This window comes from Pontibacter flavimaris (assembly GCF_001907195.1).
GTDB lineage: Bacteria > Bacteroidota > Bacteroidia > Cytophagales > Hymenobacteraceae > Pontibacter > Pontibacter flavimaris.
Genome location: NZ_LVWA01000010.1, coordinates 39,086 through 53,602 on the forward strand (window position 1 = coordinate 39,086; position 14,517 = coordinate 53,602).

Below are 14,517 nucleotides of genomic sequence, written 5' to 3' on the forward strand. Positions count from 1 at the left end.
ATAACGGGTTTGGCGGGAGATGTAAATGTATAGATGGAAATTAGTGGTTTATACTTTGGTTTTGATGGTGTAGCTGCTGCGGGTTCCTGTTTTATACTTTGGCTATACTTTTATACTTGTCTGCAGCAGGATTTTCAGGAGGAGTGGATGAACAGGATTTTATACTTCGGCTTTATGGCGCAAGCGTCCGTTTGTGCCTTTTTATACTTGCTGTTCCGGACATCCTTGTCCGGAACCACTGCTGCTGCGGATTTCCTAATCCGCGTAAGCCATACTTTATACTTGATCTATACTTCCATGAGCCGTTGCTTCCCTCAACTTGAACCAAGCTATACTTTCTAGCTACTGCTGATCCTCTAGACTATACTTACCTATTGTTTCATTTCATACTTTGGTGCTCTCAAGCCCGAGAGGGCTCGTCCTTGGGCATCGCGCTGTGTTCCCTCCTGCGCCAGGGCGCTGCCGCTTGCGCGGCACCGGATCTCACAAGGCGCTCAACCCAAGGACTGGGTATCATTCGATAGCTGCTGCTTTTGCCATGCAACAAGTATAGACTGTCCCTTAGAGGGGACTATGGGGTGTTTATACTTTGACTATGCAGCTCATACTTTAGAACTAGCAGTAACAGATTCCCCTCCTTGGCTAAGGAGGGGCAGGGGTGGTTGGACCAGGCATTTTAAGTATAAGCTCACTCCCCTGTTTTTAGGAGAGGGCTGGGGAGAGGTGAATTCCCCGCCTTGAAGGAAAAGGGGCGGTCGGCCCCACCAAAGTATAAAATCCGCTTACTCCCCCTCGTAGAAGTCAATGAGCGAGGCGAAGTAGGCGTCGTCCCAGCCTTCGGTGATGTCCTCGTAGGCCTCGTCGGGGATGTTGATGTGGCGCAGCTCTACGGAGGTGCCATACTTGTGCGGGTGCAGTTTAATGGTCACGATGGATGGCTCCGCCTGCTCGCCGAAATACCACTGCTGCACCAGCTTACTGTTTTCCTCGAACTCCAGGTTTTTGCCGGTTATGCTACCTTCCCACAGCGAGAACTCCGAGCCCGGCTCCGTCGACATTTCCGCCGGCTCGCCTGTCCAGAGTTGCAAAGTGTAGGGGTTGGTCAGCGCCACGTATACTTCCTCGGGCTCGGCAGGTATGATGTAGTATTTCTTGTAGTCTTTCATGCGTGTTTATACTTTACTTCCAGTATTTCTCTATAGCTACGGCCACGCCATCTGCTGTGCTTTTCAGGGTGATTTCGTTAGCCACGGCTTTTACCTCCTCGCGGGCGTTGGCCACGGCGATGCCCATGCCCGCTTCCTGCAGCAGGTGGATGTCGTTGTAGTTGTCGCCGAAGGCCATTACCTCGTGCATGCCCATAGCAAAGCGCTCCTTCAGCAGTAGTTCCAGCGCCGTGGCCTTGGAGATGGCCCGTGGGGCGATCTCGAGGTACGTGTCCTTGGAGCGATAAGCATGCACCCGGTCGGTATAGTGGCTGTCCAGCTCCTGCTGTAGCGCGTCTATCTCGTCGGCGGGACCCATGCACATTACTTTATGCGCGCCCGTCTGCGTCTGGTGCCATTTGTCAAGTATAGGTGCCAGCTCGGTAACTTGCGGGGATACCTTGGTGATGCGCTGCTCGCGCTCAGCCCAGTAATCCATCGCCGGGGCGTACCAGTTGTCCTGCTCGTAAAGGCTTATATGGATGTTGGAGCCCTGGGCGTAGTCGTGGATGATTTGGCAGACATCCGGCCGGATCTGCACCGAGTCGAGCTGCAGGGGCGTGGTATTGCCATCCTCGAAATGGATAACGTAGCCGCCGTTGAAGCAGATGAGCGGGTGGTGCAGGATGCCCAGTTCCTGCTGCAGGTGGCGCACGGCGCTGGGCATGCGCGAGGAGGCCAGGATCACCGGCACGTCTTTGCCCAGACTCTTGAAGGTATGGATAGTGCGCTGCGAGAGCTGGCGCTCGCTGTTGAGCAAGGTGCCGTCTATATCAGTGCAGATAGCTCGGAATTTCATGCGTGGTACCGTGGTTTAGGCCGCAAGTTACAAGTATGGCCCGCCAAAAGCGAATAAATGTCAGGCCTTCGCCCTGGCCTTCAGCGACCAGGTGAAGCGGAACTCGGCCACCTGATCGCCCGCCTCGTCCAGGCCTATACTGGTGGCCACCACGGTCACGCCCTCTCCAGTAGCCTTAGTCTGTGCCACGGCCTGCTGTATCTGCTCCCCATCGCGGCAGGTAAAGGCAATCCGGCCCACGGCCTTCTTGGTGAAGCGGGCCTCCATGCTCACCACCAGCATCGATACGGCCGGGCTGGACTTGTACACGTGCATCATGCACAGCACCCCGGTGGAGAGCTCGGCCGCCATACTCAGGCAGGCGAAGTAGATGGACTGGAAGGGGTTCTTGTTGACATACTTGTAGGGGATGGTGACCTCGGCTTGCTCCGGCGTAAGTATGGTGACGCGCAGGCCGGCCAGGTAAGCCATGGGCAGCCTGGAGAGCAGGAAGAGGCGAAACTTGACCGGTGATGAAACCAGTTGGCGGAACACGGCGGCATTGTCTGGCTGAGGCTTCATAAGGTGCTTATGCGGTATACCTGGTGCGGCGGCCTGGCTTTCAGGCCCGCATTAATCGTTGCAGCCCTTGCAGGTGCCCTCGGCTGAGAAGTGCAGCCGGTCGGCGGTGTATCCCTGGGGCAGGGCCATGCTCGGAATATGCACTTCGTTAAGACAGTAGGTCTGGCCGCAGGAGGTGCAGTTAAAGTGGATGTGGTTGTCCTGGTGCTTTTGCAGCGAGCAGGTGTCGGGTTTGCAGAGGGCAAACTTTATGGCGCCGCTCACATCATTTATACTATGGATCAGCCCCTTTTCCTCAAACGAGTACAGGGTGCGGTAAATGGTGACGCGGTCGTAGCTCTCACCCATGAGCCGCTCCAGGTCTGCGTGAGAGAGGGCAAAGTCCTGCTCCAGAAAACGTTGCAGCACCTCCAGGCGGCAGCCCGTCTTGCGTAACCCGTACTCCTCCAGCAGCTCCTGTGCTTTGTCCATTTTTAATGCTATTCCCAAATTTGTAACAATGCCAAAGATACTTACTTACCCAGATAAAGCAATTAACGGATTAAGGGCGGAAAGGATATATAGTGAAAAAAGTATCAAAAAAGTGGAGCAAAAGGCATCGCTTTACGTATGTATGTGAATACTGTCATTTAATAGTGAATTGTCATACCTAATATTGAAATGTTAAAAATTTTTGCAATGAAAAAAGCTCTACACGTTATTGCCACCGTACTGGCCTTCGTTCTGGCAACCGGCGCTGGCAAGGCGCAAACGCAGGAACCCACCATTAATGGAACCCTTGATGTGATCTCCGAGCAGGGCGACCTGGTGGTGGGCACAGACATACAGTGGCAGGCGCTGATCAAGTCTTTCGACCGCAAGGACGAGAAGGCTAACCTGGTAATAAAGCTGCACGACCCGGCCCAAAGCGAAAACTTTACCCTTTTCTATAACTCTAACCGTGACGCGGCTAACGAGGATGAAGCGGTTTACTCTCAGGTTGCCTTCGATAACGGCGTGGCTGTGATTGGACCCCAGGGAGGGGAGGCGCTGCCTGAGTCTTTGAAGGAGTTCTTTAAGATAAATTTCTCGGCGCCAGGTATTTACAAGTATGACCTGATCCTGCGCCGCGACGATGGCAACCCGCTGGCCTCCATCACCGAGACCGTTACGGTAGGCACCGTGGCCGGCATCGACGACATGATCGGCGATACCCGCGTGGCCGTTTACCCAACCGTGTCGCAGGGAACCGTGAAGCTGAGCCTGGGCAGCATCCGCAACGCCAACGTGGCTGTGATGGATATGCTCGGCCGCAAAGTGCTGGAACTGCGCAACGCCAACGGCACCGTGGAGATCAACACCCAGCAATATGCCCGCGGCACGTACTTCGTAAAGGTCATGGCTGAGGACGATGTCGCCTCCAGCCGCCTGATCGTAAGATAGTCTCCTTTTGCTTATTGGTTACGTGAAGAAGCCCGTGGTTAGCGCCCGGGCTTTTTTATGCTCCATACTTTTTTATACTTTATAGCGGCTTCCTGCTTTAGAGCAGCAGCATCGAGAGGATGCCGCTGAGCATGATGAGCTTGTTAAGGTTGCTGAGGTAGGTGAAGTCGCGCTTGCGGTCGGCGCGCACCAGCTTTGCCACCAGCCAGAGGCTCGGAAGCAGCACCAGCAGCACCATGTAGGCCTCAAAGATCCGGTTAGAGGCCGGATGAAGTATAACGACCACTACAAATGCCTGAAAAGCAGCCACCAGCGGGTACAGCACCAGTTTGGCGCCACGCATACCGGCCACAATGGGCAGGGTGCGGCACTCAAACGAGGCATCGCCTTTCATGTCCTCTATGTCTTTGATGATCTCCCTGATGAGCGAGATAAGGAAGGCAAACAGCGCGTAGCCCAGCGTGATGCGGTTTAGCTGATCGGCGTACACAGCCACCACCAGCAGCATAGAGGCCGAGAGCAGCGCGATCACCACGTTGCCGATGAGCAGCAGTTTCTTGAGCCGCGCCGAGTAGCCCCAGAGCAGCAGCACCGCCCCCAGGTTTATCAGCGCCACCGGTATGGAAAGCAGCAGGCCCATCAATACCCCAGCGCCGGAAAGTATGAGGTGGCCGAACATGGCCCTGCGCCGGCGTATGAGGCGGCCCACCAGCAGGCGGCCGGGCTTGTTGATGGCGTCGATCTTCACGTCGTAGTAGTCGTTGATGATGTAGCCGGCGGCGGCAATGCAGACGGTGGAGAGCACCAGTAGCCAGAAGCGGCCGTCCTGCAGCCTGTGCCACTCCAGGCCCGGGGCCAGCAGGCAGGCCTGCACCAGGGCCTGGCTCAGCACGATCATTACCAGGTTGCGGGCACGTATCAGTTCAAGGATGTGTCTCACGGGCAGTGGCGGTAAGTATAACAGGTGCGGGTTTGGGCTTGTTTCCGTAAAAATACGACAGCGTGGTGAGTGGGCAACAAAAAAAGCCCCTGCAGTAGGGGCTTTTCCTGTGCATGTAAAGTATGTCTGTTTAGAACTTCTTCACGTTTACAGCATTGATTCCTTTTTTGCCTTCCACCGTGTCGAACTCAACGCGGTCGTTCTGCTGGATCTGCAGACCGTTAAGGCCGGTTACGTGTACAAAGAAATCTTCGTTGGTGTCGTCCTCAGTGATAAAGCCGAAACCTTTGGACTCGATAAAGAACTTTACTTTTCCTGTCTTCATAAAAAATTGAACTGTTGATGGTAATTAAACTGTGGGTAAACTAAAAATTATTTTCTATATATCCAATAGTGTATTAAATAAAATCTTCTATTTATTTAGAAAATAGTATAACCTTAGTTCAATTACCAATTGTCCTGCGCCTTCATGATGGTTTCGATCAGCTCGCGCACGGCCCCCCTGCCCCCTTTTTTGGTGGAGACGAAGGTGGAGATGGCCTGGATGTCGTCGGCGGCGTCGGCAGGGCAGGCGCGCAGGCCGCAGCGCTGCATCACCTCGTAGTCGGGCATGTCATCGCCCATGTAGGCCACGGTGGCGGGGTTCACGCCCTGCATGTACAGGTAATCCTCCATGGCCTCCACCTTGTCCTCTATCCCTAGAAAGATATCCTCGATGCCCAGCTGCTCCAGGCGGCGGCGCACGCCCGGCTCGTTCTTACCCGAGATGATGGCCACGTGGTAGCCCTGGCTGATGGCATGCTTGATGGCAAACCCGTCCTTTATGTTAAAGGCGCGCACCTGCTCGCCGTCGGCAAAGCAGTAGAGCAGGCCGTCGGTCAGTACGCCGTCCACATCAAAGATAAACGTGGTGATGCTGTTAAGGTCTGTTTGGGTGATAGACATACGTGTAGGTTATAGGTGATCCGGTGTCAGCAAAAAGAAAAAGGCCCCTTCTTTTGAAAGGGCCTTTAAAAGTATAGAAATTTTTGAATTTATACGTGCGTGGGCAGGTATGATTTAGTCCTGGTTGTCGCGCCACTCGTAAACCCAGGCCGACTGGATCTGCTCCAGGTGCCCCTCGTTGGCCTGCTCGCGCGTGCCCTCAAAGTTAGGCAGCGACAGCACCCACTCCAGCAGGTCGGTAAAGCGGATGCGGTAAATCTTAGACTCTGAGAAATCATCGCCGAACTTCTCGTAAAGCGCCATCGCGATGTCCTCGTGATCGTTCCAGTGTATTGGTGGCTCGTAGCTCATACTTTTTCAGGTATCAGTTGTCAGTTATCATTTACCAATCGCTGATAAATGTTACTTGTTAGTTGTTGATTGAATTAGTGGCCCAGGAAGTCCTGCTCCGGGATTGTTACGATAATGTCCTCGTTGCCCTGCACCACGCACTGGCAGCCCAGGCGGGAGTTGATGCGCGGGTCCACGGCGCGGTCTATGTAGTCCTCCTCCTTGTCCGAGATCTCCGGCAGGTCGTCCATACCGGCCTCGATGTATACGTGGCAGGTGCTGCAGCCGCACACGCCGCCGCAGTTATGCTGTAGTTTGATGTCATTATTGAGTGCCACATCCAGCACCGATTCGCCTTCCACAGCCGGGTGCGTTTCATCCGGAGCGCCGTCAGCAAACTTAAATGTTATATTTACAACTTTCATGTCTGTGTCTTTATACTAGTGTGCAAAGTTACAAAGCCAGCGTACCGAATCAAAGTATACGCCCGGGCTTATACATTGCCTTTGCTGCTTAACAGGTTTAAGCGTAAATGGTTATTGCGCCGCCGCCGTGGCCTGTATACTTTGCGTGAGCAGCCGGTAGAGCTCCTGCAGCTCAGGGTGCCGCTGCAGCATGTATAGGTGCTCGTCCAGCACGTTCTGGTCGTGGCGGACAGCCGGACCGGTTTGCACTGTGTAAGGGTGCTGCTGCATGGCTTTGGCGATGGTTTCCCGGATAAGGGGCTGCAGCAGGTGGTGCGGCAGGCTGGCCTCCTGCAGCAGTTGCCGGCTGATGCCCAGCAGGTGATTGGTAAAGTTGCAGGCGAAGACCGCTGCCAGGTGCAGCTGCTTCCGTGCTCCCGATGCCACAGCCTCCGCCGAGTTACTTATACTTTGCGCGAGTGCCTGCAGCTGTTGCAGTGTTTCGTCATCCGTGGCTTCTAAAAGTATGGGCACCTGCCAGAAATCCACCGCTTTGGTTTTGGAGAAGGTCTGCAGCGGGTAAAACACGCCTGTGCGGGCGCCTGCCACGGCAGCAAGTATGGCTAGCGGCTGCGAGCCGGAAGTATGGGCCACCAGCGTCCCGGGCTTTACCTGCAGCGCCGCGGCCACAGCGGCAAGCGCTGCATCGGGTACGGCCAGCAACACCACCTCCGCGTTTATACTTTGCAGGTTCAGGGAGCTGATGGGCTGCGCCTGGGGCAGGAGGCGGGTCAGTTCCTCGCGCGGTGCGGCGGTGCGGCTATAGACGGCCGTTACCGTGTGGCCACCCGCCTGCAGCGCCTGCGCCAGGTGCCATCCTACGTTTCCTGCTCCGATCAGGGCTATGTTCATACTTGGTTTATACTTTGCTGGTGCCGGCAAGTTAAGGCTATCGGCTGTAAAACAAAAAGCCCCTGCTGTGTAGGCAAGGGCTTTTCTATACTTCAGGCGGCACTTAGGCGGCCTGCACTTTTCTTTTCTCTTTCGGAGCGGCTGGCCTGGCTTTGGCGCCACCGTCCTTGCGGCGCACAATGGCCATCACAAAGCCAACTGACATCACGATCGTGCCTATCCAGAGGATGTTCACAAACGGCTTCTCCACCGCTTTCAGGATGATGTAGTCCTTCTGCGAGGTATTCACGCCGATCTTGAATTTGTTGTTCTCTGTGTCAATGTTCAGGAAAGTGAGGCGCAGTCCGAGGTCTGCGATCTCCTCCGGCACGCGGCCCATCAGCTGGTTCTTCACCATCAGTACCGGGTGCGCATGGTAGTCCTTGCGCTCTCCGTAGATCTTCAGGTCCGCTTGCACAGCCACGTCGCCCTCTTCCAGCGCGACGCCAGGCACCTGCGCTATCTGCTCCACGCCGTTAAACACCGCCACATAATCGTTCAGGATAATGGTATCGCCCACGGCCAGTTCATACTCCTGCAAATCGCCCCAGTCTTTCTCCTCGTTCGGGTCCGGGATGGAGGAAACGTGCGTGTACAGGTCCATGTTGGCGAAGTGCTTGATGTCCGGGGAGGCCAGCAGGCCCATGTTCGGGTTCACCTGCGCGCGCGGGTAAAGCGTGAATGTCCTGTCGCCCTCGCGCTCCTTGTACTGCACTTCGTAGAAGGTGTTCTCCGGCGAGTACATGGCCAGGGTATCACCTGTCTCAAAGTATACTTTATCGCCTACTTTGATCTGGCCGCGGGCAATAGACGTGTACGGGTCAGCGGTTGGCCACAGCAGCTCGCGGTTCACATAGCCCGGCACCCCGATCACTTCCTGGAACTGGCCATGGTAGCTTACGGAATACCTGTCCATGTCTACAGCCGTGTTGCGCCACAGCAGCACGTTGTCGCGGTTAATCTCTTCCGGGAACTCACGGGAGTACACCAGGCCGGAGTTGTTTTGTGAAATGATGTTGTCGTAACCCGAGGAGAACAGGATGCCCAGCAGCATCAGGGCCACGCCGATGTGGGCCACAGCGCCGCCAGACAGCGTAATCTTCTTGTGCAGCAGGCTCAGGATGATGCTCATGTTGGCAAACACGGCAAACAAAGAGGCTACCAGTAATATAATGAATATCGGGTTATCCATTGTCTCGTGCAGCATGCCCATTTTGGAGAGCACGATGATGAGGCTGGCGAACAGCAGTGTGAGCATGCTCGGCAGGGTAATGGCATCCACAAAGCTTCCTTTCTCGCCTTTGCGCCACCACAGCAGCTGGCCTACGCCCGTAAGTACGGCAATGGCCACACCGCCCCACAACTGGAACTTGGTGTAGTGCTCGATCTGGTCGGCAGGCAGGGCCGCGTTAGACTCAATCCCGATAAACCCTAAGAAAGAATTATAAACCGGAATAGACGTGGTGAACAGCACCTGGAAGGCTGCCAGGCAAAGCACAATCGCGCCGATGAACACCCAGAACTCGCCGCTGTAGGTTGTCAGTTCCTTGTCGGAGGTTGGGATGCTCTTCCAGCGGTAAAGTAGCAGGCCGATAGCCAGCACGGCAAAAGCCGCCAGGTAGGTGAACAGCTGTCCGGAGAGGCCCAGGTCGGTGAAGGAGTGCACGGAGGCGTTGCCCAGGATGCCGCTTCGGGTCAGGAAGGTGGCGTAAAGTATAAGTATGAACGAGGAGATGATCAGGATGAAGGAAGCCTTCAGGCCCGACTTGCCCCGGTTATAGGCAATCATGGTGTGGATAGCGCCTACCAGCACCAGCCACGGGATATACACGGCGTTCTCCACCGGGTCCCAGTTCCAGTAGCCACCGAAGTTCAGGGTTACGTAGGCCCAGTAAGCACCCATCACGGTACCGATACCCAGCGACACCGCCGCGAAATGCGACCATGGCAGGGCGGGCTTGATCCACTCATGGAACTTGCCTTTCCAGAGGCCGGCCATTGCGAAGGCGAAAGGCACCAGCGTGGCGGCAAAGCCCAAGAACAGCGTTGGCGGGTGAATCACCATCCAGATGTTCTGGAGCAGCGGGTTCAGGCCGGTACCGTCGGCAGGTACAAAGTTGGGGTCCATGGCAAACACCGGGGTGTCCGGCATAAAGTCGCGCATCAGGATGAAAGGGGAGGAGCCTATCTTCAGGTCGCCGATCACGATGCCGAGGATCATAGAGGTCAGGAACAGCTGCACAAAGGAGAACATGCCCATCACCGGCGCTTCCCATACTTTGTTTTTCTTGCTGCTGTTGATCAGCACCACACCCAACACCACGTGCCAGAAAATCCAGAGCAGGAACGAGCCCTCCTGGCCCTCCCAGAAGCTGGAGATCATGTAATGCACCGGCAGGTGGTTGGAGGAGTGGCTCCAGGCGTAGTAATACTCGTATCGGTGCTCGTAGATGATGTTGAACAGCGTGAAGATGATCATCATCACAGCGACGCTATGCACATAGAAGGACCAGCGGCCCATCTTGCGCCAGCTGTCATCGCCGGAAAGCTCTACCTTGGCACGAGACGCCATAAAGTATGCGTAAGAGGACACAATGGCCGCCACAAAAGCCACGATCACACTCGTATGGCCAATATCCCCGATCAGCGTATTAATCATCTTTGAAAGTTAGAAAGTTAAAAAGTTAAAAGGTTAGAAAGTTAAAACTTTGGTTAAAGAGCTGTACTTTCTAACTCTCTAACCTTTTAACTTTCTAACTAAACTACAGGCTTGCCGTGTTGGTGTCTTTTATCTCGGTCTCCACGTACTTAGACGGGCACTTGAGCAGGATCTTGTCGGCCACGAACACATTGTTTTGTATGTTGCCCGTTATCACCACCTGCTCCGAGCGCTCGAAGTCCTGCGGCTTGGGGTTAAAGTATACCACCTTCTGCTCCACGCGGTTGGTGTCCACGAGCATGAACGTGAAGTAGTTCGGGTCTACCAGCGGGTCGTAGTTCATGCCTACAATATGGCCCTGGGCGTCCTTTTTCAGTCGGCCCACCACGTGCACCTTGGTCATGTCGCCATCCTCGGCGCGCTCAATGGCATCGTCGAAAGAAACGTAGGTGCTGGCGTCGCCCACCGAAGACATGATGATAACGATTGCGACTGCAATCACTAAAATCCCGATGATGTGTGTCTTTTTCATCTTAGTAGAAGTATAGGTATTCCTTTTTCTGTTAGCCTAACACACGACAGATCGTTTTAAATCCATCGCGCAATAACTATTTACTGCCTTTTCAGGGTAAAAAGTGCGTTTTTTACCTGTTTACCAGGTCGTCCTTCAGCTGCTTCTCCAGCCTGCCCACCTTGCGGTCGATCGACACCAGGTAAGCGATTGTGCCCACCAGCACGGTGAGCAGCACCACCACCACCACGTAAATCTTGCCGTCCCGGCGCAGGGTATCGGCCATCTCTATCTCAGTCTGCGGGGCGGAGGAGAACTCAACCTCGGTTGTTTGGCCCGGCTGTGCCTGTGCCGGCTGCAGCCCAGCGGCGGCCAGCAGGAAAAGGCACCAGACCGCCAGTATTCTAAACAGTTTCATATAAGCGTTGTCTCAGTATTTCCAGTCTTGATTTCACGTTTATGATCCAGAAGCCCAGCAGCGTCCAGCCCAGCACGGCAGGGTAGAATACCATGCGCAGGCGGCTGTCCAGGTCGTAGGTGTTAAAGCCGGGGTTGCCACCGTTGCCGGGGTGCAGCGAGTCGGTGAGGCGCGGAAGTATAAACAAAAGCGGGATAAGCGCCGCAAAGGCGAAAATGTTGTACACCGCGCTGATGCGGGCGCGCTGCTGCTGCTCGCTGAAGGAGCTGCGCAGCACCAGGTAGGCAAAGTAGATGAGCAGGCCGATGGCCGAGGCGTTCTGCTTCGGGTCGTTGCTCCAGTACTCGCCCCAGGTAAACTTGGCCCACTCCATGCCCGTTACGATGCCCAGCACGCCGAAAAGTATCCCCACCTTGGCCGCCTCATAGGCGATCACGTCGTTCTTGACGCTGGGGTTGCGCAGGTACAAAATGGAGTAAACCACCGAGGTGAGCAGGATCAGGATCATGCCGAACCACATCGGCACGTGGAAGTATAGGTTGCGAATGGTCTCGTTGAGGATGGCCAGCCGTGGCACGTCCGTAAGCATACCAGCCACTACCGTGTAAACCAGTAGCGCCACCGCCAGTATTTTCCACCAATTCTTCTTCATTGCTTTCAAAAAAGTATACAGGGGTTACAGCCTTCTATCGTTAGACGTTTTAATCTTTTATTTCGTTCTGTTTCCTGCCGGAACAAGTATGGCACGGCTTTTCCCTGCCTTCCTGTATCAGATTCACTACGAACGCCAAAGGTACGGGAATAAGATATAAGAAACAGTGACAACGATCATGTTTATGGCGAGCAGGGTAAGCAGTTCGTCGAGGCTGGCGCTACGGTCGAGGCCATCCATGGCGTTTTTCGACATTTTAATGAGCATCAGCAGCATGGGCACGATGACCGGGAAACTAAGTATGGCCATGAGCGTGCTGCTGTTGGCGGCCTTGCTGGCGATGCTCGAGATCATGGTGAGCGAGGTGGAGAAACCCACGGCCCCCAGCAGGATGGAGAGCAGGAACATCGGCACGTCCTCCACCGGGTTGCCCAGCACAAAGCCGTAGAACACAAAGCAGATGATGGCCAGCAGCAGCATGAGCAGCGTGTTGTAGATGATCTTGGCCAGGATGATGCCCTGCGGGCTCACGATGGAGTAGAAGTACAGCAGCCGCCCACGGTTCTCCTGCATAAAGCTCTTGGCAATGGCGTTTACCGACACGAACAGAAGTATGATCCAGAGCAGGGCGTTCCAGACCGGGGGCACCAGGATGTTGGGGCGCATGCCGAAGCTGAGGTAGCAGATAAACACCACGCTGCCCACGTACAGCAGCATACCGTTCAGGGCGTACTTCTGCCGCCACTCCAGCACCAGGTCCTTTTGTATCAGGTATAAAATCTCTTTAAGCAGCACGTTTGTTCCTTTTACCGCAAAGGTAAGGCACAAATCGTTAGAAAGTAATCAGAGTTAAAAACTTAGAAGGTTGGTAAAGTATAAGCCTCCTGAAATTGGGCAGGCCAAAGCCATACTTTATACTTTGGTGGAGGAGGTTTGGGAAGTATAAAGTAAAACCAGCGTTCTTTTCATCCTTTCGGGGCAAAGTATGAAGTATAAAACCCAGGTTGCGGTTACCCCATCCTTACCCAGAGGAGAGCAATCGGGAAAGGCTATTTGCTAAAGGACAGAGTATAAAACCACTTATACTTTTCATACTTATACTTGTGGCATCGCTGAAGTTGCGGACAGGTCGCGACCTGTCCCTACAGAAGTATAAACCCATCCCTGGTTCTGTTTCACCCCTCCCCAACCCTCCCCTAAAAACAGGGGAGGGAGCTCCTGCACACGCTTAACATCCCCCTGCCCCCTTCAAAGGGGGACCTGGTTGAAGTTGCATTAGCAGCGGCTATCGACTGATTCCCAGCCTTTGGGTGGGGGTAGGGGCCCTCGACAAAGAGCGCCTATGCGAGTTTTTCCGGTGCCGAACGCTAGTGAGGCATTGCGACGTCAGGAGCAAAGGAAAAGCTCCCAGCGCGATGCCCTCCAGGCCTCCCGGCCTGGAGGGCACCAAAGCAGGAAATGAAACAATCACTTTAGTAAAACTGAGGATGAACGGCTGCTAGTAAGTATAGCTTGGTTGAGGTTGCGGGAAGCAGCAGCCAGGGAAGTATAAACCGGCAAGTATAAAAGTATGGCTCTGCGAGCCAGTCAGGTTACAAACCCAACATCATAGTAGGACACGAGTTGCAAACTCGCGCCAGCAGAAGGATGTCCGGAACAGCAAGTATAAAAAGGCACAAGCGGACGCTTGCGCCAGCGCAAGTATAAAAGTATGGCTCAAGTACAAGTATGGCTTTTCAAGCCAGTCGGGTTGCAAAACCGACACCATGGTAGGATACAAGTCTGAAGACTTGCACCATGTAAAAAGACAGGTATAAATTTATACTTCCACAAACATCGTTACTTAGATTATAAAGTATAAACCCTCTCTCGCCCATCTTCCACTTACCCTGCCATTGCCTGGGGTAGGGGCCTTATAGAATGCATTAGGCAAACAAGAAAGCACGAACCGCCATGGCCCGTGCTTCAGAGTTTATACTTTATATTCTGACGAATCAGCAATGACGCAACCCAACCAGCAGCAATTAATCCTCGTCCTCTTTCTTCTTCTTTTTCTTGTCTGACTTGTGCTTCACCACCTTGGCATCGCGGTAGAAGATAATCTCCTCGGCAATGTTGGTTACCTGGTCGCCCACGCGCTCCAGCTTTTTGATGATGGAAAGTATGGCCAGTGCCTCCGTGATCCTGTCCGGGTTCTCTGCCATGAACTTGGTCACGATGGCGTCGGACTTGCGGTAGATCTTGTTCAGCGTTTTGTCGCTCTTGATGATGGCCTTGGCCAGGGCGGTGTCGTTGTTCTGGAAGGCGGTGCGGGAATCGGCCAGCATCTTCAGCGCCTCATCATACATCTGCACCACGTTCGTGAGCTCCAACAACTCGGGGTTGGCGGGCGAGCCCATCTTCTTCACGAAGCGGGCAATCCCCTCGGCAGTGTCGCCCAGGCGCTCCAGGTTCGAGTTGATCTTGAGCACGGCCAGCACCAGGCGAAGGTCCACGGCCACGGGCGTAAACAATGCGAAGAAGTTCTCGCACATGCGGTCTATCTTAATGTCGAACTGGTTTACCTTGCGGTCGCGCTTGATTACCAGTTTGGCCAACTCCACGTCGGCATTCAGCATGGCCTCGCGCCCGGCCTGCAGCTGGTACTCCACCAGGTCCCACATCTCCAGGAGCTTGGTCTTGAGCCGTTTTAACTCTGTATCAAATTGTGCCATTTAAGT

18 protein-coding genes are annotated in these 14,517 nt (G+C 54.4%); 2 read left to right on the forward strand and 16 right to left on the reverse strand.

Annotation, left to right across the window (positions count from 1 at the left end):
* Nucleotides 1-33 precede the first annotated feature (33 nt).
* Nucleotides 34-342 carry a hypothetical protein gene (locus A3841_RS15500; RefSeq protein ID WP_073853539.1) on the forward strand — a complete coding sequence of 103 codons (309 nt, stop codon included), beginning with the start codon at nt 34-36 and terminating at the stop codon, nt 340-342.
* Between the two features lie 440 nt (nt 343-782).
* On the opposite strand, the gene A3841_RS15505 is transcribed toward A3841_RS15500, so the two are convergent.
* The 4 genes from A3841_RS15505 to A3841_RS15520 are packed head-to-tail and all read right to left on the reverse strand — an operon-like array spanning nt 783 to nt 3,036.
* A complete protein-coding gene (locus A3841_RS15505; RefSeq protein WP_073853541.1) occupies nt 783-1,166 on the reverse strand; it encodes an SRPBCC domain-containing protein in 384 nt (127 codons plus the stop codon).
* 13 nt (nt 1,167-1,179) lie between these two features.
* Complete coding sequence (locus tag A3841_RS15510) at nt 1,180-2,004, reverse strand: Cof-type HAD-IIB family hydrolase (RefSeq protein WP_073853543.1); 825 nt, start codon at nt 2,002-2,004, stop codon at nt 1,180-1,182.
* A 60-nt stretch (nt 2,005-2,064) separates the two neighbouring features.
* The gene (locus tag A3841_RS15515; protein WP_073853545.1) at nt 2,065-2,565 is read right to left on the reverse strand and encodes a PaaI family thioesterase; all 501 of its coding nucleotides are present in this window, start codon (nt 2,563-2,565) and stop codon (nt 2,065-2,067) included.
* 51 nt (nt 2,566-2,616) lie between these two features.
* Nucleotides 2,617-3,036, reverse strand: coding sequence for a Fur family transcriptional regulator (locus A3841_RS15520; protein WP_073853547.1), 420 nt, complete (start codon nt 3,034-3,036; stop codon nt 2,617-2,619).
* A gap of 207 nt (nt 3,037-3,243) precedes the next feature.
* On the opposite strand from A3841_RS15520, the gene A3841_RS15525 reads away from it, so the two are divergent.
* Nucleotides 3,244-3,987: a T9SS type A sorting domain-containing protein gene (locus A3841_RS15525; protein WP_073853549.1), complete on the forward strand. Its 744-nt coding sequence runs from the start codon at nt 3,244-3,246 to the stop codon at nt 3,985-3,987.
* A gap of 97 nt (nt 3,988-4,084) precedes the next feature.
* Here A3841_RS15525 and A3841_RS15530 read toward each other — a convergent pair whose 3' ends face one another.
* The 12 genes from A3841_RS15530 to phoU all read right to left on the reverse strand — a co-directional run bounded on the left by A3841_RS15530 (nt 4,085) and on the right by phoU (nt 14,511).
* Nucleotides 4,085-4,927 (reverse strand): geranylgeranylglycerol-phosphate geranylgeranyltransferase, encoded by an 843-nt coding sequence (locus A3841_RS15530; RefSeq protein WP_073853551.1) that lies wholly within the window; start codon nt 4,925-4,927, stop codon nt 4,085-4,087.
* Between the two features lie 130 nt (nt 4,928-5,057).
* Nucleotides 5,058-5,252: a cold-shock protein gene (locus A3841_RS15535; RefSeq protein ID WP_025608922.1), complete on the reverse strand. Its 195-nt coding sequence runs from the start codon at nt 5,250-5,252 to the stop codon at nt 5,058-5,060.
* Between the two features lie 122 nt (nt 5,253-5,374).
* Entirely contained in the window at nt 5,375-5,872 is a 498-nt protein-coding gene (locus A3841_RS15540) for a KdsC family phosphatase (protein WP_073853553.1), read from the reverse strand.
* A gap of 114 nt (nt 5,873-5,986) precedes the next feature.
* Complete coding sequence (gene iscX / locus A3841_RS15545; protein WP_073853555.1) at nt 5,987-6,223, reverse strand: Fe-S cluster assembly protein IscX; 237 nt, start codon at nt 6,221-6,223, stop codon at nt 5,987-5,989.
* A gap of 74 nt (nt 6,224-6,297) precedes the next feature.
* Nucleotides 6,298-6,627, reverse strand: a complete 330-nt coding sequence (locus A3841_RS15550) for a 2Fe-2S iron-sulfur cluster-binding protein (RefSeq protein WP_139307985.1) — start codon at nt 6,625-6,627, stop codon at nt 6,298-6,300.
* A 111-nt stretch (nt 6,628-6,738) separates the two neighbouring features.
* Nucleotides 6,739-7,518, reverse strand: a complete 780-nt coding sequence (locus A3841_RS15555) for a Rossmann-like and DUF2520 domain-containing protein (RefSeq protein ID WP_073853557.1) — start codon at nt 7,516-7,518, stop codon at nt 6,739-6,741.
* Between the two features lie 103 nt (nt 7,519-7,621).
* Nucleotides 7,622-10,216 (reverse strand): cytochrome c biogenesis protein CcsA, encoded by a 2,595-nt coding sequence (gene ccsA, locus A3841_RS15560; protein WP_073853559.1) that lies wholly within the window; start codon nt 10,214-10,216, stop codon nt 7,622-7,624.
* A 103-nt stretch (nt 10,217-10,319) separates the two neighbouring features.
* Nucleotides 10,320-10,748 carry a cytochrome c maturation protein CcmE domain-containing protein gene (locus tag A3841_RS15565; RefSeq protein WP_073853561.1) on the reverse strand — a complete coding sequence of 143 codons (429 nt, stop codon included), beginning with the start codon at nt 10,746-10,748 and terminating at the stop codon, nt 10,320-10,322.
* 112 nt (nt 10,749-10,860) lie between these two features.
* A complete protein-coding gene (locus A3841_RS15570; protein WP_073853563.1) occupies nt 10,861-11,145 on the reverse strand; it encodes a CcmD family protein in 285 nt (94 codons plus the stop codon).
* The gene (ccsA, locus tag A3841_RS15575; protein WP_073853565.1) at nt 11,132-11,797 is read right to left on the reverse strand and encodes a cytochrome c biogenesis protein CcsA; all 666 of its coding nucleotides are present in this window, start codon (nt 11,795-11,797) and stop codon (nt 11,132-11,134) included. Before ccsA (A3841_RS15575) ends, A3841_RS15570 begins: the two co-directional genes overlap by 14 nt.
* A gap of 126 nt (nt 11,798-11,923) precedes the next feature.
* A complete protein-coding gene (locus A3841_RS15580; RefSeq protein WP_262502616.1) occupies nt 11,924-12,589 on the reverse strand; it encodes a heme exporter protein CcmB in 666 nt (221 codons plus the stop codon).
* Between the two features lie 1,232 nt (nt 12,590-13,821).
* On the reverse strand, nt 13,822-14,511 hold the full coding sequence (phoU, locus tag A3841_RS15585; protein WP_073853567.1) for a phosphate signaling complex protein PhoU: 690 nt from the start codon (nt 14,509-14,511) through the stop codon (nt 13,822-13,824).
* Nucleotides 14,512-14,517 lie beyond the last annotated feature (6 nt).

Excerpts from the sequence above, each read along its gene's own strand:
- A3841_RS15500 (WP_073853539.1), top strand. The coding sequence starts at position 34 with ATGGAAATTAGTGGTTTATACTTTGGTTTTGATGGTGTAGCTGCTGCG.
- A3841_RS15505 (WP_073853541.1), bottom strand. The coding sequence starts at position 1,166 with ATGAAAGACTACAAGAAATACTACATCATACCTGCCGAGCCCGAGGAA.
- A3841_RS15510 (WP_073853543.1), bottom strand. The coding sequence starts at position 2,004 with ATGAAATTCCGAGCTATCTGCACTGATATAGACGGCACCTTGCTCAAC.
- A3841_RS15515 (WP_073853545.1), bottom strand. The coding sequence starts at position 2,565 with ATGAAGCCTCAGCCAGACAATGCCGCCGTGTTCCGCCAACTGGTTTCA.
- A3841_RS15520 (WP_073853547.1), bottom strand. The coding sequence starts at position 3,036 with ATGGACAAAGCACAGGAGCTGCTGGAGGAGTACGGGTTACGCAAGACG.
- A3841_RS15525 (WP_073853549.1), top strand. The coding sequence starts at position 3,244 with ATGAAAAAAGCTCTACACGTTATTGCCACCGTACTGGCCTTCGTTCTG.
- A3841_RS15535 (WP_025608922.1), bottom strand. The coding sequence starts at position 5,252 with ATGAAGACAGGAAAAGTAAAGTTCTTTATCGAGTCCAAAGGTTTCGGC.
- A3841_RS15540 (WP_073853553.1), bottom strand. The coding sequence starts at position 5,872 with ATGTCTATCACCCAAACAGACCTTAACAGCATCACCACGTTTATCTTT.
- iscX (WP_073853555.1), bottom strand. The coding sequence starts at position 6,223 with ATGAGCTACGAGCCACCAATACACTGGAACGATCACGAGGACATCGCG.
- A3841_RS15550 (WP_139307985.1), bottom strand. The coding sequence starts at position 6,627 with ATGAAAGTTGTAAATATAACATTTAAGTTTGCTGACGGCGCTCCGGAT.
- A3841_RS15555 (WP_073853557.1), bottom strand. The coding sequence starts at position 7,518 with ATGAACATAGCCCTGATCGGAGCAGGAAACGTAGGATGGCACCTGGCG.
- ccsA (WP_073853559.1), bottom strand. The coding sequence starts at position 10,216 with ATGATTAATACGCTGATCGGGGATATTGGCCATACGAGTGTGATCGTG.
- A3841_RS15565 (WP_073853561.1), bottom strand. The coding sequence starts at position 10,748 with ATGAAAAAGACACACATCATCGGGATTTTAGTGATTGCAGTCGCAATC.
- A3841_RS15570 (WP_073853563.1), bottom strand. The coding sequence starts at position 11,145 with ATGAAACTGTTTAGAATACTGGCGGTCTGGTGCCTTTTCCTGCTGGCC.
- ccsA (WP_073853565.1), bottom strand. The coding sequence starts at position 11,797 with ATGAAGAAGAATTGGTGGAAAATACTGGCGGTGGCGCTACTGGTTTAC.
- phoU (WP_073853567.1), bottom strand. The coding sequence starts at position 14,511 with ATGGCACAATTTGATACAGAGTTAAAACGGCTCAAGACCAAGCTCCTG.